The following is a 26,649-nucleotide window of genomic DNA, read 5'->3' on the forward strand; positions in this document are numbered from 1 at the left end:
GAAATCTTTGACTCATGCAAAACCACGCCTCCCGCGCCGCCACCTTTTTGAAAGACGATGCCCGCACCGACTGGCACAACAACACATTGTGGCACGTGCGCTCCAAGCGTGACAAGCTCGTCCACGGCATTCCCGAATGGGAAAGCATCCGCCAACTCGGCTCCGACATCAAGGATAACGTGCTGAGTAACCTCGATACTTATTTGGAACAATTCGTCGCGAAGGCGGAGGCCAACGGCGTGATCGTCCACTGGGCGGTGGATGCTAAGGAACACAACGAGATCGTCCACGGCATCTTGGCCCGGCACAAGGTCGACAAGATCGTGAAGTCAAAATCCATGCTGACCGAAGAGTGCCACCTGAACGAGCACCTCGAGAAGCACGGTATCGAAGTCGTCGATACCGACCTCGGCGAGCGCATCATCCAGCTCAAAAAAGAACCACCCAGCCACATCGTCATGCCCGCCATCCACCTCAAGAAAGAGGAAATCGGCGAGCTTTTTCACGAGCATCTCGGTACCGAAAAGGGGGCCAGCGACCCCCAGTACCTCACCGAGGCCGCGCGGGGCCACCTACGGGAGAAGTTCCTTTCCGCCAAGGCCGCCATCACGGGTGTCAACTTTGCCGTAGCGGAGACGGGGGGCGTCGTCGTTTGCACCAACGAGGGCAACGCCGACATGGGCGTCCACCTCGCGCCCGTCCAGATTCACTGCATGGGCATCGAAAAGGTCATCCCCAGGGCGGAACACCTGGCCGTCTTTACGCGCTTGCTGGGCCGTAGCGCGACGGGCCAGCCCATCACTATCTATACTTCCCACCACCACCGCCCCAAGGTCGGCGGTGAGATGCACATCGTGTTGGTCGACAACGGCCGCACGAAGCAGCTCGGTCGGGAAGATTTCCGCAACAGCCTCAAGTGCATCCGTTGTGGTGCCTGCATGAACACCTGCCCCATCTACCGGCGCAGCGGTGGCCACTCTTACGACCATACGATTCCCGGACCGATCGGTTCCATCCTCAGCCCGGGCAAGGATTTGAAGAAGAACAAGGACCTACCCTTCGCCAGCACGCTGTGCGGCAGTTGCTCCGACGTCTGCCCGGTCAAGATCGATATCCACGAGCAGCTTTACAAGTGGCGGCAGATCGTCTCCGAAGAGGGCCACCTGGAGAACGTCAAGAGCATCCCGCTGGCCGGCGCCGGTGCGGTGCTGTCGCGCGGCGGGCTTTACAACTTCATGGGTAAGGCAGCCCGCACGGCGCTGAAAATTGCCCCGCGGGCGCTCATCTACAATCAGTTCAACGCCTGGGGTCAGAGCCGGGAGCTTCCGGAGGTGCCCAAGAATTCGTTCAAAGAATGGTACGCCAAGAACCGTAAGGACGCTTAGACGCCGTCCTACCGCCTACCGCCCTACCGCCCTACCGCCTACCGCCTACCGCCTACCGCCTACCGCCTACCGAAGTAGTAGACTACGCCCCAACTCAGCGTTCTCATGGAACAATCCGTTGTGGTATTTACCAATTAACCCCTTCCATGCCAACCGCCAAAGAACACATCCTCGCCCGCGTCCGTGCCAATAAGCCCGCCGACCGTCCTCTCCCCGACATGCCTACTTACGACGCCGAGGTGGATTTGGACCTACCGCTGTTCACCGAAGTCATCGGGGGGAGCAAAGGAAAAGTGATGGCGATGGAAGACCTGCCCGGCTACCTAGCCACTAATTTTCCGGACGCCAAGGTGATCGCTTCCACCGTCCCGGAAATCCCCGGCAACATCGATCTGGCGGCGGTCAAAGACCCGCTGGAACTAGCGTTGGTCGATATTGCCGTGCTGCGCGGTCGCTTCGCGGTGGCGGAGAACGGAGCGATCTGGGTTACGGAGAAGGAGGCGGTTATCCGGGTGTTGCCGTTCATTACGCAGCACCTCGTGTTGGTGATCGACGGGGGTGTCGTACCCACGATGCACGAAGCGTACAAGAGCATCGACATCGCCGAAACTGGCTTCGGGGTATTCATCGCCGGGCCCAGTAAGACGGCGGACATCGAGCAAAGTCTCGTGATCGGCGCGCACGGTCCGCGGAGCCTCGGCGTGGTGTTTGTCTAGCCCTCCACAGGATGAGTTGAGCTGACCAAAGGTTGTGTTTTGGGTTTAATCCACTCCCGTTCTAGATAGCGCGTTGCAACTTGTATTCACTAGAAATGCCCCGGACCTTTGCCGTCCACCAATTCACTTGATCATGGGCAAATATCAGTTGTTATCCGTTTTTCAGTACGCCATTTTGTTCTCTCTCCTCATCATCGGGGCGACTACCTACTTTGCGATAGATCAAGATAAGATGGCGCGGGCGCGGGTGCAAAGTGAAGGGAGTTACTGCGCTGTAGTCGATCCTACCGGCTCGACTGAGCTGGGCCGCCGGGGCAAGACTATTTGGAACGCGAATGTCTGCGGCTCCTGCCACAACAAGAACATGCGGGACGACGCGACCGGCCCCGCCCTCGGCGGCGTAGAATCCCGTTGGGCCGGCGAACCACGGGAACACTTATACCGCTGGGTCCGGCAGTCCCAGGCGCTCATTGAATCCGGAGAAAGCGCGCGCGCCGTCCAGGTTCATCGGGAGAACGACCGTGCGGTCATGGCCAACTACACCAACCTTACGGATGAAGACGTGGAAGCCCTACTGGCCTACATCTCGGACCAGTACGCCGCAAAGTAGCTTTCCCGACGGGCGCTTTCCCCCCGGCTCCCCTTCCAATCTACTTGGCACCCGCGACCGCGCCCAAAACTCTACCGCCTCTTTGCCTGCTGCCTACCCGCCTACCCACCTACCGCCTAATCACCTGGCATACTTATTGCACTCCACCCTCCCTTACCCCAAGCATTCCCTACCTTTAAGGCACCGCGCAGATGAGCAACCCCAAGACGAAATTTACGATGAACAAACCCGGATTTAACGAGAACGAAGACCAGGACCTGTTCCCCTTCATCGGCACTGACGACGGCGACGAGCAACTGGACGCCGGTGAATTACCCGACGTACTCCCCTACCTGGCCCTCCGTAATTCCGTGTTCTTCCCGACCATTGTCGCCCCGATTAACATTGGGCGGGAGCAGTCCACGAAAGCCATCCAGAAGGCGCACGCTTCCGCGAAGTACGTAGCGATCTTTTCCCAACGGGAAGTGGCGACCGAAGACCCCAGTGAAGAAGACCTTTTTGAAATCGGTACGCTGGCCAAGATCATGAAGCTCGTCAAAATGCAGGACGGTAGCCTGACGGCCGTGCTGCGGGGCCGCCAGCGCATCCGGCGCAAGACGATGGCCGAAACAGACGGGTACCTCAGCGGCGAGGTTGAGCTACTAGATTACGAACTCCCCGAAGACCAGCTCACCTTCAAGGCCACCATGGACAGCGTCCGCGACCACGCCCGGCGGGCCATCGAACTGAGCCCCAACATCCCCTCGGAGGCGCAGATGATGCTCGACAACATCGACAGCAGTAGCCATTTGCTAAATTTTATCGCCAGCAATATGGGGATCACCCTCGTCCAGAAGCAATCTTTATTGGAGGAGCATTCACTCGCCCGGAAAGCCAGCATGGTGCTCGAAGCGCTGAGTAAAGAGCTGCAGGTACTAGAAATCCGTGAGCAAATCGACACCAAAGCTCGCGGCGACATCGAGGAACAGCAGCGGCAATACTTCCTGAACCAGCAGATGAAGGCCATCCAGGAAGAACTGGGTGACAACCCCAACAAGGAAGAAATAGAACGCCTGGACAAAGCGGCGGCAGACAAGGACTTCCCCGAAGAAGTCCGTAAAACCTTTACCCGCGAGATCGCTCGCCTACGACGGATGAACCCACAGGCGGCGGAATTCAGCGTGCAGCTATCCTACTTGGAGATGTTGGTGGAATTACCCTGGAACGAATACAGCGCGGATAATTTCGACCTCAAGACCGTCACCAAGCAACTCGACGATGACCACTACGGGCTCGAAAAAGTTAAAGAACGCATCCTCTCCCACCTTGCGGTACTGAAGTTGAAGGGAGACATGAAGGCACCGATCTTACTACTCCTGGGCCCTCCCGGGGTCGGTAAAACGAGCCTGGGCAAATCCGTCGCCGAAGCACTGGGGCGTAAATACGTCCGCATGAGCCTGGGCGGATTGCACGACGAGAGTGAAATTCGCGGCCACCGGAAAACCTACATCGGGGCGATGCCGGGGCGGATCGTCCAGAGCCTCAAAAAGGTGGGCACGAACAACCCGGTCTTCATCCTCGACGAGATCGACAAGGTTGGTCAGAGCCACCGGGGCGACCCATCTTCAGCCCTACTGGAAGTACTCGACCCCGAGCAGAACAGTACGTTCCACGACAACTACCTCGACGTGGACGTCGACCTGAGCAAGGTCATGTTCATCGCCACGGCCAACAACCTCAGCGCCATCCAGCCCGCGCTGCGCGACCGGATGGAGATCATCCAACTTTCCGGTTACTCCGAAGAAGAGAAGCTGGAGATCGCCAAAAGGCACCTGCTCCCCCGCCAGCGGACGGAACACGGGCTGAAGACTAAGCAGATTAAAATTTCTCCCGCCACCGTAAAAGCCGTCATTAGCGGTTACACCCGGGAGAGTGGGGTGAGGAACCTCAACCGCCGAATCGCGGGGCTGATGCGCTACGCCGCTAAGGAGATTGCCATGGAGGGCGCCACCGCGGTTTCCGTCAAGCCAGCCATGCTGGAAGACATCCTCGGCCCGGCGCCCGTCGAGCGCGAGCCCTATCGCGCCGGCAAACTGGCGGGGGTTGCGGTCGGATTGGCCTGGACGCAGGTAGGCGGAGAAATCCTTTACGTAGAAGCGAGCCTCAGCCCCGGCAAGGGCGGGTTGCAGCAAACGGGCAACCTGGGCAACGTCATGAAAGAAAGCGCCATCACGGCGCGGTCGTGGATTAAATCGAACGCCGAGAAACTGGGCATCGAACAGGAAACGATCAAAGCTCAGGATCTTCACGTCCACGTGCCGGAAGGCGCAACGCCGAAAGACGGCCCCAGCGCGGGCGTGACGATGCTTTCCGCAATGGTGAGTGCCTATACGGGCAGGCCGGTGAAGGCTTACCTGGCCATGTCGGGCGAGATCACGCTGCGTGGGCGGGTACTACCCGTCGGTGGCATCAAGGAGAAGCTCCTGGCCGCACGGCGGGCGGGGATGAAGCACATCCTGCTGAGTAAGTTGAACGAGAAAAACGTGCGGGAGATCGAGGAGCGATACCTGAAGGGACTGGCGATTACTTACGTGGATAATATGGACGAGGTGCTGACCTTTGCACTGGGTTGAAGCAGTTTTCTTTGGCGGGAGCAACCCTGATTATTAACGTAAAATAGTGACGATCGATTTGCGATGGGTCCACCAGCGTTCATCAGCAAAAACGAACGAAAACGTTAACGGCTTTCTTACTTCCCAACCAGTTGGGGTAGAAAAGCGTCCTTTGTAGTGGATTAACTCCCGAACCCCTATGAGAAATTTCCTGCTCGGCCTCTTGCTACTCTGCTTTGCATCCGGCGTCAGCGCCCAAAAATACGTAGACCAGGACGGCGAAGAACTGGTGCAATTTACCGGGATGGTGCTGGACGGGGGTAACGAACGCCTCCTACCGATCCCCTACACGACGGTGCTGATCAAGCGCGACGGGCGGGGTACTTACGCAAACTTGGAAGGTTTTTTCAGCATCGTAGCGCACAAAGGTGATACCATCGTCTTCAGCGCGTTGGGCTACGAAGAAGGCCGGTACGTCGTGCCGGATACGCTGGCGGACGATCGCTACAGCTACGTTCAGCTGCTGTACCAAAATAACATCGACTTACCGACGGCCATCGTCTTCCCCTGGCCGAGCCGGGAACACTTCAAACTGGAGTTCCTCGCCATGGACGTAACGACCGAGCTACAGTCCATCGCCAGCGATAACCTGAACGCGGAGACGCTCGAGCGCCTGCGGGAAACCATTCCCAATTCCGGGGTAGAAAACGGAAGTTATTACTTACGGCAACAGGCGCGGCAGACCTACTACATCGGCCAGCAACCACCGATGAATATCTTTAGCCCGATCGCCTGGAAGCAGTTTTTTGATGGCTGGAAGCGGGGAGATTTTAAGAATAAGAAAGACTAGGCGGTAGGCTTGTAGGAAGTAGGCGGTAGGCCTGCAGTTTCTGTGTTGGACGGTGGCTCTTGTGCTACTTTTGATTTGGTTGAAGGACTGTCTGGCGACTGCCTCCAACCCCAGGCGGGGCAACTATCTTAACCGTCGCTCGTTTAACCATTTATGAGCGCTAAAACCGACCCCACCGAACCAAACTGGAACAATCTTTTGATTGCCGGGGCGGCTTACCTTCTCGTTCTTTTCGGTATCATCACGCTTAACCCATTTGTGGGGGTTGTGCTATTCTTGTTCAGTTCGCTGGTGGCGCTGGCCACGGCGGCGGTTTTTTTCCTGCGCCGCAAGGTTGACGTGAGAAAAGAAACAAAAGATCAGGGCCTCGGTGCCCGCCTCCGTCGCCGCTTAACCGCTTGCCAACGACAGGAGGATAAGTTCCGCGACGAGGCCGACGCGATTCGGGTCAGCATCGAAGAACTTCGTAACGATTTGGAGCGTAGCACTACCGCCCCGGCCGAAGAACTCGAGCGAGGGGAAAAAGTACTTAAAGCACTTAAGGCGGAGTTTGACCTGCGCCACACCAAAGCGTTATTCTTCGCGGATTGCGCAACGCGGCTCAAGCAGTTGCTCGCCCGCCACCAACTCAATGACAACATCGCCCGCCGGCAGAAGGAGCTCTCTACCCTGCGCGCCACCAACTTCGACGACGAGGCCGCCGTGGAAGAAACTCATTACCACCTCGAGCAGGATAGCATTCAGATTGAGACGGTTTCCGAGCTGAGCAAAGAGGTCGGTGATTACTTCAAAACGGAGCAGGCCGAAGAACTGCGCCAACGCCTGGAGAAGCTCCGCACAAAAATCTTGCGCCCCACGCAACCTTCGGACAAAAAGAAAAGTTAGGCGGGAGCTTGCAAGATTGTGGCTCCCGTTGCTATCTTTGCAGCCGCTAAGACCGGAATGCCGGTCGTTGTCACCTACCGGCCCGTTCGTCTATCGGTTAGGACGCCAGGTTTTCATCCTGGTAAGAGGGGTTCGATTCCCCTACGGGCTACAAAATTGCGTTGCAATTTTGATTGGCGATATGCGATTCTTGTTATACGATATTTGATTTGCTGCCGCTGCTTCCCGCTCCGCATGGCTCTTCGTTACTACGCTCCGCTTGATTCTACGTTACGATGTTTCACTTACCGTGAGCTTGCGCAGCAAGCAAAGAGCAACAGCGGTAGCTGAGCAAAGCGAGTGCATCAGCGGCAGCAAATCGCCAATCAAGATTCGCATATCGCCAATCGCATATCTCTAAAAGGCCCGTTCGTCTATCGGTTAGGACGCCAGGTTTTCATCCTGGTAAGAGGGGTTCGATTCCCCTACGGGCTACAGAAAATGCTTTCCACCTAACCGTGGGAGGCTTTTTTTTTGCCCGGTAGCGGGTGCGGGGTGAATACGAAGGGCTGAGTTTTACGGGCTAGCGAAATAGCTTACGGAGGTGCTTTTTGTATATTTTACACTAAGTACTTACTTTTGGCGGCTTAACCGGGTAACTAGCTGCACGGATAGCCAACTTAGGTTACCCTTTGCTTGTTAACCCACTTTCTCCGTCCCGACGACTACATCGGAGCGGCCGTGCCCCGTTTCTTTCACCGTTCCGGCTGCGCTTTCACTACTAAATCCCCCCAACCATTATGGCAAGAATTGCAATCAACGGCTTTGGCCGCATCGGAAGAATTACCCTACGTAACCTCCTCGAAAAAGGACTCGACGTAGTTGCGATCAACGACCTGACGGACAACGCCACGCTCGCGCACCTTTTCCAGTACGATAGCGTACAGGGCAATTACGCCGGTCAAGTGAGCAGCGACGCCGACTACATCCACATCGACGGTAAGAAGATCCACGCCCTCAGCCAGCCCGACCCGGCGAAACTGCCGTGGGGAGACATGAACATCGACGTCGTCCTGGAATGCACCGGCCGCTTCGTAGAAAAGTCGAAGGCGAACCTGCACATCGAAGCGGGTGCCAAAAAAGTACTCATCTCCGCCCCCGGAAAGGGTGACATCGCGACCGTCGTTCTCGGCGTCAACGAAGAAGTCATCAACGCGGAAACCAAGATTTACTCCAACGCCAGTTGCACCACCAACTGCCTGGCCCCGATGGTCAAAGTGCTGGACGATGCTTTCGGTCTCGAAAAAGGACTCATCACGACCGTCCACGCCTACACGGCCGATCAGAACATTCAGGACGGCCCCCACAAGGACCTCCGCCGCGCCCGTGCCGCCGCGATTAACATCGTGCCCACCAGCACCGGTGCCGCAAAGGCCGTTGGACTCGTTCTTCCCCACCTCGATGGTAAGCTCGACGGTGGTGCCATGCGCGTCCCCGTGCCCACCGGTTCACTGACCGACCTCACCGCCGTCCTGAAGCAGGAAGTGACGGAGGAGCAGATCCACGAAGCTTTCCAAAAGGCAGCTAACGGCAGCATGAAGGGCATTCTTGCCTTCGTTGATGCGCCCTACGTTTCTTCCGACATTGTCGGTAGCAAGTACAGCAGCCTCTACGATAAGGGCCAGACCAAGGCGATGGGCAAGCTCGTCAAAGTAGTCAGCTGGTACGACAACGAGGCCGGCTACTCCGCCCGCCTCGCCGATCTTTGCGAGCGGATCGCGGCCATGTAATCTACCGAGCCGTTATTCTTCGGTTCCCGTCGGGTTCCCTCGTTGGAAACACAACACCAAGGGGGACGATCGGCTTCTACAGTGTACAGTCCGCCGGCTAGCGCGGGCTGTACACTGTTATTTTATATCCCCCCCAAAACCAATTTATGGCCTCCCTGAAAGATCTTGCCGTCTCCGGTAAAAAAGTACTGGTCCGCGTGGACTTCAACGTTCCCCTCGACGACGATAAGAAAATTACCGACGACACGCGCATCGTGCGCGCCGTCCCTACCATCACTCATTTGCTCGAGCAGGGCGCGGCCGTTATTCTCATATCTCACCTCGGCCGTCCTCAGAAAGAGAAGTTGGAGGATGGAAGCCTGAACTATGACAAGTTTAGCCTAGCGCCCATCGTCCAAACGCTGGAAGACCACGTTGGCTGCCAGGTGACTTTCGTGGACGACACCATCGGGGAGAAGGCGCAGGCAGCCGTTGCAGCCATCGAGCCCGGTCAGGTGCTGCTGCTGGAAAATACTCGCTTCTACTCCGGCGAAGAGCAAGGTGACGAAGACCTCGCTAAGCCCCTTTCCGAGCTTGCTGAATTTTTCGTGAACGACGCTTTCGGTGCCGCCCACCGGTCGCACGCTTCCACCGCTACCGTCGCCAAATACTTCGACGCCGACCACAAAGCGTTCGGCTACTTGATGGAAGCTGAAGTGGAGGGCGCGCAGAAACTGCTCGTCAACCCCGCGCACCCCGTCACCGCCATCGTCGGTGGCGCTAAGGTGAGCGACAAGATTTTACTGCTGGAAAAACTGCTTGATTTCGCCGATAACATCATCATTGGCGGTGCAATGGCCTACACGTTCAGCCTCGCGCAGGGGGGTAAAGTGGGCAATTCGCTCGTGGAGAAAGGCAAAACCCAGAACGCCCTCGACCTGCTCAAAAAAGCAAAAGAGAGCGGCACCAATATTTACCTCCCCGTAGACACAACCGTCGGTAAAGATTTTGCTAACGAGACGCCCAGCCAGGTCGTTAAGACCGGTGAGATCGGCGACGAATGGGAAGGCCTCGACATCGGCCCTGAATCGATAAAAGTATTTAGCGACGTGATCGCTAAGAGCAAGTCCATTCTCTGGAACGGCCCGATGGGCGTTTTCGAGATGAGCAACTTCGCGAAGGGTACGAACGCCATTGCGAATGCCGTTGCCGACGCGACTCAGGACAACGGTGCTTATAGCCTCATCGGTGGAGGCGATTCCGTTTCCGCCATTAATAAGGCAGGATTAGCCGACAAGGTCAGCTTTGTATCTACTGGCGGCGGCGCGATGCTGGAACTGCTAGAAGGCAAGGAATTGCCGGGCATCGCGGCGATTCGCTCTTGAGTTAATCGACCTATTGGTGATTTCACAAATCTATCCACCACGAAAGGGCACGCTACCGGCTAGCGTGCCCTTTTTGTTAAGGCAGGTAAACGAATCCTTTTCCAACTACCAAACGTTTCCCCGACATGGAACTCGAAATCACCGTCGGTAAGCAGGACAGCGGTAGCGTGGAGCTACCCGTGGAATTTCTCCGGAACGATCTGCCCGACCAGTTACGGGAGGACCTGTTTTCCATGCCCTACCGGTCCGTACTGTGCCTCGATCTGATCTTTCAGCGCGTGGAAAAGCTGGTGCAGGAGGATGACTTAGGCATCAAGTTTTTGGGCGAGGAATTATTACGCCGCGTGGCGGAGGTTCCTGAATTACGGAGCCCGATCCAGGATTTGTCCCTACTCAAGCAACACCGGGGCATTATGGAGCTCCTCATGCTCTTCATCGTCCCCCCCGCCGAACGAACGACCTCCCTGTTCAAGTTTAGTAAGCCATTTCACTTCACCCCCGTCTACGTTAGCCCGGGGATGAAAGCACTGGTGGCGACGGACAACGCCTGCTACTCCTTTTCCGGGAAGATGGAAACGGTCATCAAACGCCACCAGATCATGGTGGGCGCGCAAATACTGAAGAAGTTCTACGGCGTCAACATCGACGTTATTCCCACGGCGATGCTGGTCGTGCAGGACCAGAAATCTGGGCTGGACTGTTTCTACCAACCCCAGATGAACGATGACTTCGTGGAGATCATCGCCGTCGGAGAATTACCGGAGTTAAGCCGCGACGACATCAACCGCCTGATGACTAATATTTCGGATACCGATCTTTGGCTGGAGATGCTCCCACCGGAAAGCTTTGAGTTTCACGGGCTCCACATCTCTCATTTGTTTGACGTCACGGAAGAAGAAGCGCTCAGCCGGCTAAAGCACCGGCTGATCAGCCGCGACGCTATTCTCGACGTCGATCGCGTCCAGGAACTAGCGAACTTAGTTCGCGTGCACTTCCGCAACCCCGCGCTACAACTCGGGCTAACCGCGATTGATTTTCCCCTCAACCGGGCCATCGACCACGAATACCGTATTCGCTTTAACCTGCTGGCGGACTCCGTGGACCGGCTGACCGGCGCGGACTTCGCCGGAAGCATTTACGAGCAGGCGTGTGTTTCCCGGGAGGTAGTTGTAATCGAGGATTTGCGCCAACTGGACAACCCGGGTAAAATGGAGCGGTCGCTGATGCGCCTGGGCCTGCGCAGCATCCTGATTGCCCCGCTGCTCGATCAGAATCGGAACGTGATTGGTATCGTGGAATTGGGTTGCCCGAAGCCCTACAGCATCAATGCCTTTTTAGAGTTGAAATTCCGGGAGATCCGGGGGCTCTTCCGCACCGCCGTCGAGCGCAGCCGGGAGTACATCGATAACCGGATCGAAGCCATCATGCGGGAGCACTACACTAGTCTGCACAGCAGCGTAGAGTGGAAGTTTACCGAGGCGGCCTTCGACATTTTACAGCAGATAGAGCTGGGCGAGAAGCCCGTTTCGCAGGAAATAGCCTTCAACAATGTTTTCCCGCTCTACGGGCAGGCGGACATCGTCGGTAGCAGTGGGATTCGCAACGCTTCCATCCACCAGGATTTGGTGGATAATCTACGCGCCGGGCGGTTTTTTCTCACCAAAGCAATGGAGGAAGTCACCTTCCCCCTCATCCAGCAAGTCGTGCAGTTCATCGACATCAGCCTGCTGGTCGAGCAGGAAGAGTTCGACAACGGGCACGAGATTCAGATGGGCGACCTGATCCACCATCAGATCACGCCCCTGATCGACCAACTCGGGCGGCAGGAGGCTAGCCTGAAATTACTAAGTCACCAGTACCTTGAGCACCTCGACCGAGACCTGGGACTTTACGCACGTAACCGGACGGACTACGAAAAAAGCGTGAATCGGATCAACAAGGAACTATCGGAGTTCTTCACCGCCCGCGACCAAGCCGCCCAGGTAACGCTGCCGCACTACTTCGAAAAATACAAAACGGACGGCGTGGAGTACGAGATCTACGCGGGCCAGAGCCTCCTCAAAAATCAGGAGTTCAGCGACGTTCACCTGCGCAACTTCCGCCTGTCACAACTCATCGACATGGCGGACGCTACCCGGCTGGTCGATCAGGTGTCGTCGGAAATACCCATGCCGCTGCGGACGGCGCAATTGATCTTTGCTTACACGAGCCCCCTCGACATCAAGTTCCGCATGGACGAAAAGCACTTCGACGTGGACGGGGATTACAACGTCCGCTACGAAATTCTCAAGAAGCGAATCGACAAGGCGACCATTCGTAAGGGGGAAGAGCGATTGACGCTGGCCGACCACATCTCCATCGTTTACCTACAGGATCGGGACCGGGAAGAATACCTGGGTTACCTGGACTATCTGCAGCAGGCCGGCTACGTGGATGGGGAGATTGAGGACTTGGTCTTGGATCCTTTACAGAGCGTGAATGGGTTGCGGGCGCTGCGGTTTCGGGTATTTCTTTAAGTGGCTCCGCCGATTGCCGGAGGATGTGGAGGAGGGGAAAAGAAGCTGGAAAGGAATACTTTACACCCGCTAGAATTTCCAGCAGAGTAAAAATTTGGGCGCTTTCGCGGGTGCATGGCTTTCGGGATAAGAGCAGGCAGTCTCTGTAGCCCGGGTTGTTCTTGGCCGGGGGGCCTTGCTTTGCCGAATACCCCATTCCACTGCTCCTTCTTACGTACTCTGCACCCGCGGCCGCGCCAAAAACGGCGACTAGAAATCACAAACCCGTCATTTAGCGAAAATTCGCTACTGAGATTTGCAGCTACGATCGCGGCACCCTATCTTCGCTAGCGAATTTTCGCTAAAACATAAAGTCCTAGATCATGTCCACGGTATTAGAAGCACAAAAAGTATTGAAAGGGGGCGAGTTCCTGATAGCCGACGCGCTGCCGGAAACTACGTTTTCCCCCGAAGACTTCAACGAAGAGCAGCAGATGGTTCGCCAGATGGTGGACGACTTTATCCAGCAAGAGATCTTCCCGAACCTCGACAAGATTGAGAAGCAGGAGGACAACATTGCCCCACGTTTGCTCGAGAAAATGGCTGAATTAGGCCTGCTCGGTAGCCACATGCCCGAGGCTTACGGCGGCATGCAGATGGACACCAACACCAACACGCTGATTTGTGACGTGATGGGTGGCAGTTCCGGCTCCTTCACTGTTTCTTTTGCCGCCCACACCGGGATCGGCATGCTACCGATCCTCTACTACGGATCGGAAGAGCAAAAGGCTAAATGGCTCCCCGGCCTGATCTCCGGCGAGCTTAAAGCTGCCTACTGTCTGACGGAACCGGGCTCCGGCTCCGACGCCATGGGCGCAAAAACCACGGCCACCAAAGACGGAGGTGATTATCTCCTCAACGGCCAGAAGATGTGGATCTCCAACGCTGGTTTCGCCGACGTTTTCATCGTTTTCGCGCAGGTAGATGGTGACAAGTTTACCGGTTTCATCGTCCCTAAGAACTTAGAAGGCCTCACCCTCGGCGCCGAAGAAGATAAGCTCGGCATCAAGGGTAGCTCTACCCGCCAGGTATTTTTTGAGAACGTCCGTATCCCCGGCGAAAACTTTCTCGGCACGATTGGCCGCGGTCACCTGATTGCCTTTAACGTCCTTAACGTAGGCCGCTTCAAGTTACACGCACTCAGTTGTGGTGGTGCGAAGCGCGCGCTCACGGTAGGCATTAAGTACGCCAACGAACGCGTCCAGTTCAAGCAACCGATCGCCAACTTCGGCGCGATTAAGTACAAGATCGGTGAGGCGGGTATTCGGATTTTCGCCGGTGAAAGCGCGCTCTACCGCGTCAGCCAGCAGATCCAAGACATGAACAAGGCCCTGGCCGCCGACGGGACTTCCTTTGACGAAGCCAAACGCCTGAGCGCCGAAGAGTACGCCATCGAATGCGCGCTGCTCAAGTTCCTCGGCTCGGAAATGCTCGACTACACGGTCGACGAAGTCCTTCAAATCCACGGTGGCATGGGCTACAGTGAGGAAACGCTCGCGCCCCGGATGTACCGCGATTCGCGCATCAACCGCATCTACGAAGGCACGAACGAAATCAACCGCCTCCTCAGCGTCGACATGCTGATGCGCCGGGCCATGAAGGGCGCGCTCGACATTGCTACCCCGGCGTGGAGCGTCCAGAAGGAACTCGCTAAGCCAGAAGACAATACGCCCGTAACGGGTAAGTTTGGCGCGGAGTTGAAGGCCGTTGCCGATTTCAAGAAGCTCATCCTAATGCTCGTCGGTGCCGCCGTGAAGGGGCAGATGGACGGCAAGCTGAACCTGAAGGAAGAGCAGGAGATTTTGATGAACATCGCCGACATGCTCGCCGATCTACTCACCGCCGAATCCACTCTACTCCGCCTACGCCGCATGGAGGAGCGGGGAACCGGTAAGCAGCCGCAGGAGCTTTACGACGCCATCCTCCGCGTTCACTTCCACGACGTGAATGGCCGCATGGGCAAAAACGCACTGGATGCCATCGCTAGTTTCGCGGAAGGCGACCTCCTCGATACATTCGTGAAGGGCATTCGCCGCTTTACGAAGTACCCACCGCAGAACGTGAAGAAGCTGCGTCGGATCGTCGCTAACGATTTGATCGCCAAAAACGAGTATGCCATCTGATTGACGTGATTTGTCAATAGTTCGACTTAAGAGTATGTTGGGACTTTAGCTTCCGGCCTTGTTTTGGCCACTTTTGCGGTGGTCTTCGTTAGCAGAATCCTCATTCCCCGATAGCTATCGGGGTGGCTAAACTCCGGTTTTGCTGCCTTAACCATCACAAAACTATCTCAAACCCGGCCAGGAATCCAAAGTCCCAGCATGCTCTAAATAAAATCATCCCCCGCCGGTCAAGACTAGCGGGGGATTTTTTTACGTCCAACCGTAGGTTTGTGTAGAGTAGTGGAGTAAGCTTCAAATTACTTAACCCGCCACCTTACCAATAGCTCTCTTCCCGTTGCTTCGGCTGTTATTGAAGAAGTCAATGGCTACTAGTCAGTTATACTCATCACGGACGCTCGGGTAGATTACTTCGTCACGCTACCCACTGGTCATCCATCAGGTCCACCCTACTGCTAGTGGTGCTCTTGTGTACGCAGGAAAGCGCATCAGTTGATGGAAAGAGAGTTCTACTCGTTTAGCAAAGCTTAGTCACGCAGGCATAGTGCTAAAACACAAATCTCCCGCCAGCGAAAGCGCCGACGGGAGATTTTTTATATACAGTCAAACAAGTTATAAAGCTCTCGCTTAGTCGTTGTTCAGGTAGAGGCTAGAGATACCGGTAAAGGTGTCGGCTGTTTTGGGGGCAACGTTACCTACTGCGTCGAGGGGGAAGCTCAGTAGCAAACCACCGCTGTTCAAACGCTCGGCGACATAAATTTCTTCGTTCTCTTCGTCGTAAGCTACGTCTACGGGATTACCGAGGCGGGTGCTAGCGCCCGCAATGCGGGTGTAGTTAGCACTGGAGATCGAATCACCCGTTATGGTACTGAAGTTGCGAATAACGATGATAGCACCATCGGAGTCACTGGCACCGCTACCAACGTCAGTCAGAATCATCAGATCGCTCTGGGGAATGAACGTAAGACCGTGGGTACGGACGATACCATCGACCTTAATGAACCGATTGGGTACTACGTCACCACCGTCGGCGGTAGCGAACAAGCCAGTGTCTGTATTGGTGAATACAGCAACGGAGTCAGTGTTGTCGACAACCGCGTAGAGTGTATTGTCATGGAACCGAATGCCCCAAAGGTTGAAGGCCACGTTGTAAGTAGCCACGCGGTTGATTGCGTCACCGTTCGTGTTGGAGTACAGCACGAGTTGGTCGCCATCGTCGTCATCCTGGTCGTCAGCGACGAGGAACTGCGAGTTGTTGATCGGAGTAAGGCCACGACCGTTGGAGAATCCACCGGCGGCGGAGGTAAGGCTGATGTTGACGCCTTCGTCGTCGTTGAAATCATCGAGCACGTCTTCGTACTGGACGACCGTGTTAGCGGAGCGATTCACTTGGTAGAGGAGACCGTCGCCACGCTCGTCGAAGTAGATTCCGTCGGAGTCTGCACCTGCGGCGTCAAAAGTGAAGAGCTCCCGGTTATCGGAATCACGCGTGTCGAGGATACCGACCTTCATTTGCGTGTTGGAGGAGATGAACAGCGTACCGTCATCATTGAAGTCCATGCCGAGCACGTCATCATCATCCTCACAAGAGGTGAAAGAGACGGCGGTTAGGGCAAGGAGGAACATTAGCAGTTTGCTGCTAGAGAGGAATTTCATCATTATTAATTTAGTTTTTTGGGGATAGAATACTAGGAATGCTAAGACTGTATATGGGGGTAATAACGGAACCGGTGGGGGGGCGTGTTCGGGTATTAAGATTGGTTTAACGTCTTGCGGACGACGCTAGTGATTATGTATGGGGAATAAAGTGACGCAGTATTCTCACTGGCCAAGTCCGCCTTCCCTTCGGGGCCAGAACGAGCTCGGCGTAGGCGTGTTTATGGGCTAGTCCCCCGCCCCCTGGTACCTGCCTTTCGCTACTCACCCAAGTATAGCTTGCGGGGCAATTCCTCCCGGGAAGAACAGAGAATTTCACGGATTGTCATAAGCGTATTTGATAAACTGTGCTGCGTATTTTTCATCCGGTAGCATACCTAAAACCCTTGCTTCTGGTCCATCTCTGCTTCCGACGAGCTAAACCCCGCACCCGCGACCGCGCCAATTAAACCTCATTCCCAACGTACTAACAAAAAGCCCCCGCAAGCACAAGGCTTACGGAGGCTTTTCCTCAAAATAATTGGTGGATTACGTTAATTCCTTAACGTATGAACACCTTCTGTGCACTAACGCCACGGTCGAGCCGTAGCTGAACGATGTAGACACCGCGTGGCATACCTTCCCGATTGACGACGGTCCGGTTGCTGTTAATGTTAGAGATCGTCCGAACGATCCGGCCTTCGATGTCTGTGATCTGCACGGAACGGATCAACTCCGACTCCGCTACTTCGACCGTGAACTGGTCGGTGGCGGGGTTGGGGAAGATGGTGAGGGCGATGGCGGTGGTGCTCACGAGGTTCTGCGTGGAAGATACTACGTCATTGAGATTAAGCGCGTACCAAGCACGGGGGTAAAAGTGAGCCATGATACTATCAATCTCTGCTTTTGCTCTTGCCGGCTGGTTGAAGTTGGGGTTAGTGATCGGCTCACCCGCGATAATCCGGTCAGCATCAAGGTTTGCACCAGGACGAGCGTCATTAATACCAGTTATTTTTTGCCGTAGGATTGGCTCGCTGAACCAATTGTAGACGGCTCCGGCAGTACCATTCGTACCGGCGTTTGCCCCCGTACGGTTGATCGTCCACAAGTTATCACGGCCTAATGGGAAGGTTTCCGTATTTGAGCCCGGTACAGGTCTTTCATCATCCTTATAATCATTCACGATACTGTTAATGGTGTTGGCTAATGGACCAAACATATCGGGAAGGGTAGCAACATTTGCGGGTGCCAGCACGTCGTTGATGCCGCGCTCATTGGCAAGTGAAACAACGAGATTGGAGCCAGGTACGCGAACAACAGGCAGCGGCGTTGCTACGGGAACGGTAACCAGACCGTAATAAAATGGAGCGAAAGGATCATTTGCACTGTGGGCGGCAATGAAGGGAGCTTCGTAGCCTCCGTTGCCACTCGTTTTGTCCCCATCGATCCAAAGCGAATCACCCAGGGCACCACCGAGGTTGACCGTCAGGGCAACGTCGGAAGAATAGCCGGGATGATTGACAATGTGCTCAAAAGCAGCAATCGTTCCTTCAGGATTACTGATGGTGTCGACATTGATCAAAGATACTCCAGCTTCGTCATAAAACTGATCGTTCTGTTCGACTTGCGCGACGTCGTCCAAGAAGTTGTGCGCCTGCACGAGGTAACCACCCGAACCAATTCCGTAGAACACAATCCGGCTCGTATCAATACGGTATGGGTTATCATCTTCCGCAACGGTTTTGCGGAGGTAACGAGCCATGGCGTGGCCATCCTGGCTAGCGCGGTATACGGCCCGCAACAGCGTACCCGTGCGGGTAGAAGCGTCCGCCGCTGGCTGCCAACCCGAACGGTAAGTAGCGGACATACCTACGTAGCCCCGTTCGACGAGGCGAGTCAGGATTTCGATATTTACGGAATCATCCTTGCCACCATAAGCGCTTCCGTTAAAGTAACGAGGTAAGAAGTTACCGGTGTGGTAGAGAACAACGACGGGGCGTAAATCCAGGGTATCGCCTACCGGCTGGTAAACATCGGCGGTGAGGTCAATATTCATTTGGAATTGTTCGCTGAAGTTATTAGCGTACGTAACCGTTTCGGCACTACCGGCGTCAAACACTGGGTCGAGAAAGCGAACCTGTGCTTGCAGCGAGCTAACTACGAAGAGTAGGCTAAGTGCAGTTATTAGGTAATTTTTGTGCATAATTTATGTTTAAGAAAATTTCAGAGTACTGTGATAAAATGGGGGCGTGGCTTATCGCCCCTTTAGTTCGTAAGTGGCGGATAGATAGGCTAAGCGTCCGATCCGCGGACCGCCGTAAACTGTAAAAACTTTGTTGTCCAGTATGTTCGAGGCACCGAGTTTAATGGTCGTGTTGATTGATGGGACCGCCAGGTTGACCTGAGCATCCAACATACCATAGCTTTCAACGAAGCCGGTAAACTGGGGCGAGCCTTCGAAAATGAAACCATCAATCCATTTGTAGTTAATGCTAAAGCCTAGGTCCCGCACGCCGCTTCCAAGAAATCCGACCGGTACGTTGCGCCCACTAACACCAAGGTTAAACTTGTGCTCGGGGGTATTAAAAGCCGGAACGATGGGGTCGTCCGTGTCCGAATTAAGTTTGTTCCAACTGTAGTTTCCGTTAAAGGAAAAGTAATTCGCGAAGTAGTAGTTACCACCAATACTAAAACCCTGAGTAGTGACCTGCTCTTGTGCATTGGCCGACACTCGGAATGCTGCTGCGGACAAAAGCTGCGTACCGAAGGTGTTCGCATCGACCCCAATGTTGAAGCCGATAAAATCATCGTAGAAACTATAGTAGTACGTAGCGTCGAGGTACAGTTTCTCGAATAACGTCGTCCGGTAACCCGCTTCGAGTGTTCTAACCCGTTCCGGCTTGATGGGTGCCACGTCAAAGAAAACGAGATCGGCCTGCCGACCGGAGTTCGCGAAGGCACGTACGCTCTCCACCGTATTGAGACCTTCTACACCATTAAGATTACCGATGAGTGTAGCCCGGCCAACGTCGTAATTGAGGTATTGATCCGCCAGCGTCGGGTTTCTGATGGCGGAGGAGAAGGATACGCGGGCCGTTGTTGTTTGCGAAGGTGTGTAGACAAAGCTAGCGGCTGGACTAAGTAGGACGTCGAAGTTTTCGTTCTTATCCACCCGTAGGCTAGTGCTGATCTTGTACCGGTCGTTCAGGTGTAACGTACCGCCGCCGTACGCGCCAATTTCCCAAGTATCGATGTTACGTCCGGCCGTATCCAGCAGGATCGAACCTTGGCTATTCGGAGTATACAGGCGTCCGTTGGCCCCCACCGTCGCTTCGAGGCGACTGGCGTCGTTGGGTTGCCAAATACTGTTAAACTTCTTTTCCCCGTGCACGTGATAGAGCGCGCTGCGGTCGAAAAAACGTGAACCGTCTTCTTCTTCCGATGCTATCGTGCTGGTGATTTCATCAAATGCTTCCTGAAACTCGGCGGTGCCGGGGCGGAGGTCCCCTTGCGTGTTTACCCCCCGGGGCGACTGGGCAAACTCTCGGGCCTCTGCGTGGTATTCTTCCAGTAGTTCACGAATGTTTGGCTGCTCGAAAAAGGTACTGCGCAATTGGTCTCTTTCCAATATCCCACAGTCTCTCGGAAAGCAGTTAGGGTAACCTTCCAGGTTGTTGAACCGGGGAACGATATTCCTTTGCCAGTAATCGGTATATTCTGAAGCCCAGGCATCATCCGGCTTAGAGCGGTCCTGCAAACGAAGGGCCGTAAAGTAAGGATCGTAACTATCACCGGCGTCCTCATGGGTTACGTAGGCGCGGACGAAAAAATTATCCCGGTTACGCAGTTCAAGGCGGTGCTGAAAAAACTGAATGCCCCGCAGCGAAAACCGATTATCGCCCTGGTAAACCGTCGTACCCGTGCTGTAGTTACTAGCTACCAGTAGTTCCGTGCTCTCCAGCGCTTTCTTGGGGTTCAAGCGAAAGTGGAAAGCGACACCCGCTTTGAGGTTTTCGCTGTCGTAGTCCACTAAATCCTCCTCCTTGTATCCCTCCCGAAAAATTCTCCCAAGACCGGGTAAATTTCTTACCCCTTCGAAATCAAAGGTCGGACTAGCTTCGTCACCGTAAATGTTTACCGCGTCGTAACCACCCAAGTTATCGGGACCAAAATCAGTGTCGAAGACGCGGTCAAAGTTATCAGCGACCCAGTCATCGGCGCGGAAGCCGGAAAGGTTTAACTTATAGGCCATCCATTCCTCACCGTCTTCGTTCTTGATTGCATCCGCCCACCGGACACCCCCTTCGAAGAGATTTCGTTCGGCTACTTTGAGTTGTGCGGAAAAACCCTGTTGGAGGAAAGGATCTTTTGTTTCTATGGAAATCACACCGTTGAAGGCATTCGGACCGTAAAATGCCGAGCTAGCGCCTACGACAAGGTTTACTCGGTTAACGTCCAGTTCGGAGGCACCGAGAAAGTTACCCAACGAGAAGTTGAGGCCCGGGCTCTGGTTATCGACGCCGTCAATGATCTGGAGAGACCGAACTGGGTTAGTAGAGTTAAAGCCACGAGTGTTGACAATCTTGAAACCGAGGCTGGCGGAGGTAAGATCTACGTCTTTCAGACTACCAAGCCCGTCGTAGAAGTTCGAAGCGGGCGTTTGCTGGATCGCAATGGCATCTAAGCTTTCCACGGTTAGTGCGGATTGCCGCTGCTTATCACTGACTCTTTGCCCAACCACCTCCACCGTCTCCGTAGTAATCGCATCGTCCCCGAGGCGAATCGTGAGGTCCTGTCCGCGCTCGACCACCTCTACTTCCGTCGGCGCAAAGCCGATGTAGCTGAATTGGAGCACGGTAGGCAAGCCGGAGACCGTCAGTTCCCAGGAGCCATCGATGTCGGTAACGGTGCCGGTCGTCGTGCCCTTGGCCAGTACGCTGGCCCCAATCAGGTCATCGCCGGTGTTGGCGTCGACGATCTTACCCCGCAGGGTGATCTGAGCCGAAAGCAGACCGCAAAAAAGGACGCCCGCGAGCGTAAAGAGGAGTTGTTGTAACCGCATACGAAAGAGAATACATGATCGAGAGAAAGACGAACGCCTAACGATAAGGCCGGGGCGAATTTAGTGAATATTCGCTGGTTAATACGTCGGCCAGCTTATTTATCAGTCCGCCCGGGCTTTGCTTAACTATTAAGCAACTAGCCATCTACGGAGAAAAAGTGCGGGTGCGGGTGCGGGTGCGGGCGTGGGCGCGGGTGCCACGGAAAATTCGTGAAGAGCAAAGAGGCGTACCCGGTATTCGAGAGATTACGACGTGCTCCTCATACCGCACACCCCCCAAAGTAGACGCCGCCTACGTGCGGGGCACGATCAATTACCCTAGCTGAACCAAGCTTTCAGCCACTCGCCCACAATTCCACATCACCAAATACAAGATTATTGTCATAAACACCGGCAAATACACGGATAAGTGACAGTGTGGATAAGTTTTTCCGCCAAAACGCACCCATGGGGTGCCCATGGGGTTATGTTTGCGACCGAGGGTGCAATAGTCCGTATGGGACATACCTTTTCGACACCACGGGCGCGCCGGCTCGGATTACGCTTTCGCTTTCATCATCACACGCTTTGCCGGCCGCTTATTTTTTCGCCTAACGATATTTATATGAGACGCGACAAGTTCGTCTTCAACCAAACAACACTCCAGTACGACCGCGTCGTCGAGCCGTTACGGTACACCTTCCTCCGGTACGGGGCCTTACTGTGCGCCATTCTGCTGGTGGCCGGTTTGTTTACCGTCCTGATCCACCGTTACTTCCCCAGCCCCTCCGAACGGATGGCGCACCAGGAAAACGACATCATGCAGGACCAACTCGCCGAGATGCGCGGGGAGCTAGAGCTCTATTCTTCCGTATTATCCAACATTCAGGAACGCGACGCCTCCGCCCACCGGGTGGTTTTCGGTATGGAACCGATCGACGAAGACGTCTGGACGGGTGGCCGCGGTGGTCACGAAGTCTACGAAGACCTCAAGAGCCTACCCATGGCCGGCGGCAAACTGGCCACGATGCGCACCAAGATGGACCGCTTCAAGCACCAGCTCGATCTACAATCCCGCAGCCTTGATTCCATCCTGCTGATGGCGGAGCAGAAAGAAGAGATGCTGGCGGCCATTCCGAGCATCAAACCGATCCGCCGCGACCTTTACTCGCGCAACATCGAAAACCTGTCCGGCTTCGGTTTCCGCCTCCACCCCATCCACAAGGTGCAGAAGATGCACTACGGCATCGACTTCAACTGCAAAGAAGGCACGCCGATCCAGGCAACGGGTAAGGGTAAGGTTATCTGGTCCGGCAAAAGAGGAGACTACGGCAACTGCGTCGTGATCGACCACGGCTTCGGCTACGAAAGCCTGTACGGCCACATGAACAAGATCGACGTCAAGCGTGGTGACTCCATCGAAAAAGGTGCCAAGATCGGCGAGGTAGGCAGCACGGGTTCTTCAACTGGCGACCACCTGCACTACGAGATCCACAAAGATGGCGAGCGCGTCGACCCCATTCAGTACTGCTACGATGGCCTGACGACGGAAGAATACGCCGCGTTGGTGAAAGCTTCGCAGCAGAATAACATGAGCTTCGACAGCCACTAGGACTACCGATTAGCTTCTTTACTCAGTACCGGATAAACAAAGCAGCCGATTCCTCCGTGAGGAATCGGCTGCTTTGTTTTGGTGAGTTAGCTACTGATGGAGATAAAATTTGCGGGAGGTCTCACGGACGGCCGTAGCGAACAACTACCCTGGGTTCCGTACCCATTACGCTCTTCCCGGATATTTCTCTGCACCCGCGACCGCGCCCTCCTGGTAACGGTCGGTTGCTGCGCAGTTTACTCAAAGAATTGATCGTACTCCCCGGCCTTCCCGGAACGCGTCTGCACGTCCTTCTCCCGGCGGGGGATGGCGTCGAGATCGAGCGTATCGGTCGTGATGACCGCACCGGAGTTGAGCGCCGCCGGTGTTTCCGACTCGATGTGCCCCCCGGAGAGCATCAGGTCACTCTTGCGTTCCCACTCTTCCAGCATCCGCAGGCCTTCGTCGGCGAACACGCCGTTTTGCAGGTCGACGGACGACATAAATTCATTACTAAGGTCCATCATCCGTTCCATTTCGCCCACCTTGCTGGCGACGTCGTCGGCGATGTTCTCCAGCGCCGCGTCGAACATGGCGCGCTGGTCGGGATTGCCGTTGATGACGGACATGGCCGAGGACATGGCGCCGTGGCTGGCCCGCATCGCTTTGCGTTCCTGAATTTTTAGCTCGACCTGATCGCGGGTGTCTTCCAGCAGGATTTCCGAATTATCGTGCATCCGGTTCAGGACGCGGCTGAGGACATCCATTTTTGTGAGTAGGACGGTGTACTTCTCGTTCGACTCCCGCAGGCGCGCGGCGCGGCGGCTGGAGAGGATCATTTGCTGGTTCTTGTTCGACTTCTGAGCGAGCTTAGCTAGCTTGAGTTGCTTGACGATCTCGGATTCGTTCGTCTCCACCAACGTCTTCAGGTGGCGGACCTGGCCGCGTAGCTTACCGATCTGCTTGCGCATTTCCACCAGGTTCCCTTCCAGTTCCTCGACGTAAGATCTCAGGATACCGATGGGGTCGATGTTGACGAACAGCCCGGTGACGGAGCGCATGCCGCTCTTGTACATGTAGGAGATTAACGTCCGGGTGCGGGGGTCGACCACGGCGAAAACGATGGTGGCCAGCACGGCCAGGCTAACGACGAGGCCGATGGTGGTGGATAAAAACGGCACCAGCAAACCCCAGAAAGCACTCACCAAAAAAGCGCCTCCGGCGAGGAGCGCGATGAGGAAAACGAGCCCGGTGACGCCTTCGGGGCGTTTCCAGAAAGATTTAGTACTGACTGCTTCGGAGGGAAAATCTGCCATGGGTGGGGGCGGTAGCGGGGTCTGTTTAGCGAAATTACGCTATGAGAACGATTGAGTGCGCGGCAAGTTGCCGAAATTGGTCGATCATGCCCCCGGTTGCGGTGCGCACAGCTTAGCCCAGCACGCGGGTGATGTCCGTTACGTCCTGCGTAATCACGGCGGTGATGACGTCCAGCGCATCGTCAAATCCTTTCTGATTGGCGGACGCTTTGTCCTTAGCGGAGTTGATCAGCTCGGTGGATTCGGCAATCTGTGTTTTTGCCTTCTCCACCTCCTCGCGCAACTGTTCGATCTTAGCCTCGTAGTTGGCGATCTTCTTTTTGAGCTCCCCCGTCTGCTTGGCCTTCCCCTCGACGTTACTCATCAGGTGCTTCTCCATCGAGTTCATGAACTTCGACTTCTCGTCCTGCAGCACCTCCGTGTAGTAGCGGGCGGTCTTGACGAGCTTTTCGAGCGACAGGCCGACCGTCGTACCGGTGGCGTAGGCGGAGCGGAGGGCGGTATCGTAGTCGATGCCCATCTCCGTCAATTTGGCGACGGACTGTTTGAATTCCAGGTAATCGAAGCCTTCGAGGTTCTTGTCTTCGAGTGCCTTCATCAGCACGTTGGCAAAGCGGTCATCTTCTTGGGACATGGTGTTGAATGCGTCGGATAGGTTGGACATATTAGGTTGCGTTGGGCTGCAAATGTACGGCGGGGGGCTAGCTTGGGTTTTAGGGTTTGGATGAATGGGTGGTTTTCGTCGACGGGTAGTGGTTTTTTTGCGCGGTCGCAGGTGCTGAGTGACTTTGGGAAGAGCAAAGGTTGAGGGCATCCTGCCCGAACGCAACAGCGGCAGCTACCGTACGTACCTTCGGGCAGGATGCCCTCAACCTTATATAAGCGCTTGTCCGTATTTTACAACTACTTTATTAGCAAGTAAGCACCGTACGTCGCCAATAATTGAACTATGGATCAGGTAACTACTTACAGGGAAACGGTTCGGGAGATCCTCACGGGACTTCAAAAAGAATATTATAACCAAACTGGCCCGATCAAAGCCACCTTGATTCAAGACGACCGCAACGGTCACTATCTCATCACCATCGAAGGCTGGGAGGGTGAGCGCTTCACTTACGGGACGAGCATTCACGTGGAGGTTAAAGCCGACGGCAAAGTCTGGATTCACCGTAATAGCTCTTCCGTGATTATTATTGATCATCTGGAAAGGGCCGGCATTCCTATGGCTTCCACGGTTGTTGCCTGGCACCCGCCGTTAGCTCGGAAGCATACGGAGTTTGCGGAGGGGTGATGGTTGTTCTGTTGCTTGGCTTCCTGAGGAGATTACGGGCGGTTTTGGGAGTTTATAGTCTAACAACCTAGGATTTGTGATTCTTTATATGTCTGGAACTTCATGGTGAGCAATGTGATCAATTTTTCTTGGTGTTGATCCTGATCCATATTTTCTAAAATTGAACTTACTGCCCCAAAAAATTCTTCCTTAGTTCGATAATGGCACTTGCCTACTAACCCTTTTATGTACTTCCAAACTCGTTCAATTAAGTTGAGGTTGGGTGAATAACTGGGTTGAAATTCTAGTTTTATATTCAGTTTTTCAGCGTGTTGCTTGACAAACTGACAGTGCTGGTAACGGGCGTTATCCATCATCAGATGCAGTTTACGATGGTGGTCTTTGTAGTGATTGTTTCGCAACCACTGCATAAATGTTACTATGTACTTAGCATCAATATTACCCTCGCCGTAGTTCGTCAACACTCTTCCGGTAATCGGATCGTAAGCTCCGTACACATTGAGCCGGTGGCGGCCACTACCCGTTGCCTTATACACAGGTTCGTCACTCCATAAATAGCTACAAAATTTACCATACACGAAGTGAGCCGCGTCACAAAAGGCCATGTCTATGTCGTTTTTCTCAGCCCGAATGTGTAGTTTATTCAAGTGTTTGATCCAGTCCGCTTGCTTGACCAACCACTCCTTCAACTTTTTAGGATTACCCGGAAAAGGGTTGACTTTGAGACGACGCAAGCCAAGTCGGTGCAGGAGTTTACGCACACTTTCCGTAGAGGCTTTATAATCATAGTTATCAGCTAACCACTGCTGGGCTTGTTTAAGTGTGTGGAGGCAAGCACACTACTAGACATTTTGAAAATGACAGGGAAAACAGTAAATTGAAGTTAACTACAACTATCAATTATGTCAACCCTGCCACTCCGTAAATTTA

General features: G+C 54.8%; 17 protein-coding genes, 2 tRNA genes and 1 pseudogene. 14 read left to right on the forward strand and 6 right to left on the reverse strand.

Annotated elements, in window-relative coordinates:
• The first annotated feature begins 14 nt into the window (after positions 1-14).
• From GGR27_RS17815 to GGR27_RS17870, 12 genes are all read left to right on the forward strand, one after another.
• Positions 15-1,385, forward strand: coding sequence for a lactate utilization protein B (locus GGR27_RS17815; protein ID WP_168039855.1), 1,371 nt, complete (start codon positions 15-17; stop codon positions 1,383-1,385).
• A gap of 146 nt (positions 1,386-1,531) precedes the next feature.
• Complete coding sequence (locus tag GGR27_RS17820) at positions 1,532-2,101, forward strand: LutC/YkgG family protein (RefSeq protein ID WP_168039857.1); 570 nt, start codon at positions 1,532-1,534, stop codon at positions 2,099-2,101.
• Positions 2,102-2,234: 133 nt separating this feature from the next.
• Complete coding sequence (locus tag GGR27_RS17825) at positions 2,235-2,711, forward strand: c-type cytochrome (protein WP_245184744.1); 477 nt, start codon at positions 2,235-2,237, stop codon at positions 2,709-2,711.
• Positions 2,712-2,902: 191 nt separating this feature from the next.
• A complete protein-coding gene (lon, locus tag GGR27_RS17830; protein WP_245184745.1) occupies positions 2,903-5,323 on the forward strand; it encodes an endopeptidase La in 2,421 nt (806 codons plus the stop codon).
• A 178-nt stretch (positions 5,324-5,501) separates the two neighbouring features.
• Positions 5,502-6,152, forward strand: coding sequence for a carboxypeptidase-like regulatory domain-containing protein (locus GGR27_RS17835; RefSeq protein WP_168039859.1), 651 nt, complete (start codon positions 5,502-5,504; stop codon positions 6,150-6,152).
• A 153-nt stretch (positions 6,153-6,305) separates the two neighbouring features.
• Positions 6,306-7,037: a hypothetical protein gene (locus tag GGR27_RS17840; RefSeq protein ID WP_168039861.1), complete on the forward strand. Its 732-nt coding sequence runs from the start codon at positions 6,306-6,308 to the stop codon at positions 7,035-7,037.
• Between the two features lie 79 nt (positions 7,038-7,116).
• Positions 7,117-7,188: transfer RNA gene (locus GGR27_RS17845), tRNA-Glu, on the forward strand.
• Positions 7,189-7,439: 251 nt separating this feature from the next.
• Positions 7,440-7,511: transfer RNA gene (locus GGR27_RS17850), tRNA-Glu, on the forward strand.
• A gap of 305 nt (positions 7,512-7,816) precedes the next feature.
• On the forward strand, positions 7,817-8,806 hold the full coding sequence (gene gap / locus GGR27_RS17855) for a type I glyceraldehyde-3-phosphate dehydrogenase (protein WP_168039863.1): 990 nt from the start codon (positions 7,817-7,819) through the stop codon (positions 8,804-8,806).
• Between the two features lie 146 nt (positions 8,807-8,952).
• A complete protein-coding gene (locus GGR27_RS17860) occupies positions 8,953-10,170 on the forward strand; it encodes a phosphoglycerate kinase (protein ID WP_168039865.1) in 1,218 nt (405 codons plus the stop codon).
• 125 nt (positions 10,171-10,295) lie between these two features.
• Positions 10,296-12,686 (forward strand): GAF domain-containing protein, encoded by a 2,391-nt coding sequence (locus tag GGR27_RS17865; protein WP_168039867.1) that lies wholly within the window; start codon positions 10,296-10,298, stop codon positions 12,684-12,686.
• A 362-nt stretch (positions 12,687-13,048) separates the two neighbouring features.
• Positions 13,049-14,848: an acyl-CoA dehydrogenase family protein gene (locus GGR27_RS17870; RefSeq protein ID WP_168039869.1), complete on the forward strand. Its 1,800-nt coding sequence runs from the start codon at positions 13,049-13,051 to the stop codon at positions 14,846-14,848.
• Positions 14,849-15,472: 624 nt separating this feature from the next.
• Here GGR27_RS17870 and GGR27_RS17875 read toward each other — a convergent pair.
• The 3 genes from GGR27_RS17875 to GGR27_RS17885 all read right to left on the reverse strand — a co-directional run bounded on the left by GGR27_RS17875 (position 15,473) and on the right by GGR27_RS17885 (position 21,542).
• The gene (locus GGR27_RS17875) at positions 15,473-16,504 is read right to left on the reverse strand and encodes a hypothetical protein (protein ID WP_168039871.1); all 1,032 of its coding nucleotides are present in this window, start codon (positions 16,502-16,504) and stop codon (positions 15,473-15,475) included.
• 538 nt (positions 16,505-17,042) lie between these two features.
• Positions 17,043-18,683 carry a T9SS type A sorting domain-containing protein gene (locus GGR27_RS17880; protein WP_168039873.1) on the reverse strand — a complete coding sequence of 547 codons (1,641 nt, stop codon included), beginning with the start codon at positions 18,681-18,683 and terminating at the stop codon, positions 17,043-17,045.
• Between the two features lie 51 nt (positions 18,684-18,734).
• Positions 18,735-21,542 carry a TonB-dependent receptor gene (locus GGR27_RS17885; protein WP_168039875.1) on the reverse strand — a complete coding sequence of 936 codons (2,808 nt, stop codon included), beginning with the start codon at positions 21,540-21,542 and terminating at the stop codon, positions 18,735-18,737.
• A 604-nt stretch (positions 21,543-22,146) separates the two neighbouring features.
• Between GGR27_RS17885 and GGR27_RS17890 the strand changes: the two genes are divergently transcribed.
• The gene (locus GGR27_RS17890) at positions 22,147-23,133 is read left to right on the forward strand and encodes a M23 family metallopeptidase (protein ID WP_168039877.1); all 987 of its coding nucleotides are present in this window, start codon (positions 22,147-22,149) and stop codon (positions 23,131-23,133) included.
• Between the two features lie 236 nt (positions 23,134-23,369).
• Here the strand turns inward: GGR27_RS17890 and GGR27_RS17895 are convergent, their stop codons facing one another.
• Together GGR27_RS17895 and GGR27_RS17900 are read right to left on the reverse strand one after the other, a co-directional pair.
• Positions 23,370-24,428, reverse strand: a complete 1,059-nt coding sequence (locus GGR27_RS17895) for a PspA/IM30 family protein (protein WP_168039879.1) — start codon at positions 24,426-24,428, stop codon at positions 23,370-23,372.
• A gap of 112 nt (positions 24,429-24,540) precedes the next feature.
• A complete protein-coding gene (locus GGR27_RS17900; protein WP_168039881.1) occupies positions 24,541-25,092 on the reverse strand; it encodes a hypothetical protein in 552 nt (183 codons plus the stop codon).
• A gap of 285 nt (positions 25,093-25,377) precedes the next feature.
• Between GGR27_RS17900 and GGR27_RS17905 the strand changes: the two genes are divergently transcribed.
• Entirely contained in the window at positions 25,378-25,719 is a 342-nt protein-coding gene (locus tag GGR27_RS17905; RefSeq protein ID WP_168039883.1) for an element excision factor XisI family protein, read from the forward strand.
• 59 nt (positions 25,720-25,778) lie between these two features.
• Here the strand turns inward: GGR27_RS17905 and GGR27_RS17910 are convergent.
• Positions 25,779-26,534 (reverse strand): annotated as a pseudogene (locus GGR27_RS17910) (IS630 family transposase); the annotation flags it as partial.
• Positions 26,535-26,649: the final 115 nt, after the last annotated feature.

This window comes from Neolewinella antarctica (genome assembly GCF_011927835.1).
GTDB lineage: Bacteria > Bacteroidota > Bacteroidia > Chitinophagales > Saprospiraceae > Neolewinella > Neolewinella antarctica.

What these genes read in the sequence shown, in the direction of transcription:
- GGR27_RS17865 (WP_168039867.1), top strand. Translation starts at nt 10,296, where the DNA reads ATGGAACTCGAAATCACCGTCGGTAAGCAGGACAGCGGTAGCGTGGAG.
- GGR27_RS17890 (WP_168039877.1), top strand. Translation starts at nt 22,147, where the DNA reads ATGAGACGCGACAAGTTCGTCTTCAACCAAACAACACTCCAGTACGAC.
- GGR27_RS17860 (WP_168039865.1), top strand. Translation starts at nt 8,953, where the DNA reads ATGGCCTCCCTGAAAGATCTTGCCGTCTCCGGTAAAAAAGTACTGGTC.
- GGR27_RS17895 (WP_168039879.1), bottom strand. Translation starts at nt 24,428, where the DNA reads ATGGCAGATTTTCCCTCCGAAGCAGTCAGTACTAAATCTTTCTGGAAA.
- lon (WP_245184745.1), top strand. Translation starts at nt 2,903, where the DNA reads ATGAGCAACCCCAAGACGAAATTTACGATGAACAAACCCGGATTTAAC.
- GGR27_RS17835 (WP_168039859.1), top strand. Translation starts at nt 5,502, where the DNA reads ATGAGAAATTTCCTGCTCGGCCTCTTGCTACTCTGCTTTGCATCCGGC.
- GGR27_RS17825 (WP_245184744.1), top strand. Translation starts at nt 2,235, where the DNA reads ATGGGCAAATATCAGTTGTTATCCGTTTTTCAGTACGCCATTTTGTTC.
- GGR27_RS17815 (WP_168039855.1), top strand. Translation starts at nt 15, where the DNA reads ATGCAAAACCACGCCTCCCGCGCCGCCACCTTTTTGAAAGACGATGCC.
- GGR27_RS17820 (WP_168039857.1), top strand. Translation starts at nt 1,532, where the DNA reads ATGCCAACCGCCAAAGAACACATCCTCGCCCGCGTCCGTGCCAATAAG.
- GGR27_RS17870 (WP_168039869.1), top strand. Translation starts at nt 13,049, where the DNA reads ATGTCCACGGTATTAGAAGCACAAAAAGTATTGAAAGGGGGCGAGTTC.
- GGR27_RS17875 (WP_168039871.1), bottom strand. Translation starts at nt 16,504, where the DNA reads ATGATGAAATTCCTCTCTAGCAGCAAACTGCTAATGTTCCTCCTTGCC.
- GGR27_RS17840 (WP_168039861.1), top strand. Translation starts at nt 6,306, where the DNA reads ATGAGCGCTAAAACCGACCCCACCGAACCAAACTGGAACAATCTTTTG.
- GGR27_RS17885 (WP_168039875.1), bottom strand. Translation starts at nt 21,542, where the DNA reads ATGCGGTTACAACAACTCCTCTTTACGCTCGCGGGCGTCCTTTTTTGC.
- gap (WP_168039863.1), top strand. Translation starts at nt 7,817, where the DNA reads ATGGCAAGAATTGCAATCAACGGCTTTGGCCGCATCGGAAGAATTACC.
- GGR27_RS17880 (WP_168039873.1), bottom strand. Translation starts at nt 18,683, where the DNA reads ATGCACAAAAATTACCTAATAACTGCACTTAGCCTACTCTTCGTAGTT.
- GGR27_RS17905 (WP_168039883.1), top strand. Translation starts at nt 25,378, where the DNA reads ATGGATCAGGTAACTACTTACAGGGAAACGGTTCGGGAGATCCTCACG.
- GGR27_RS17900 (WP_168039881.1), bottom strand. Translation starts at nt 25,092, where the DNA reads ATGTCCAACCTATCCGACGCATTCAACACCATGTCCCAAGAAGATGAC.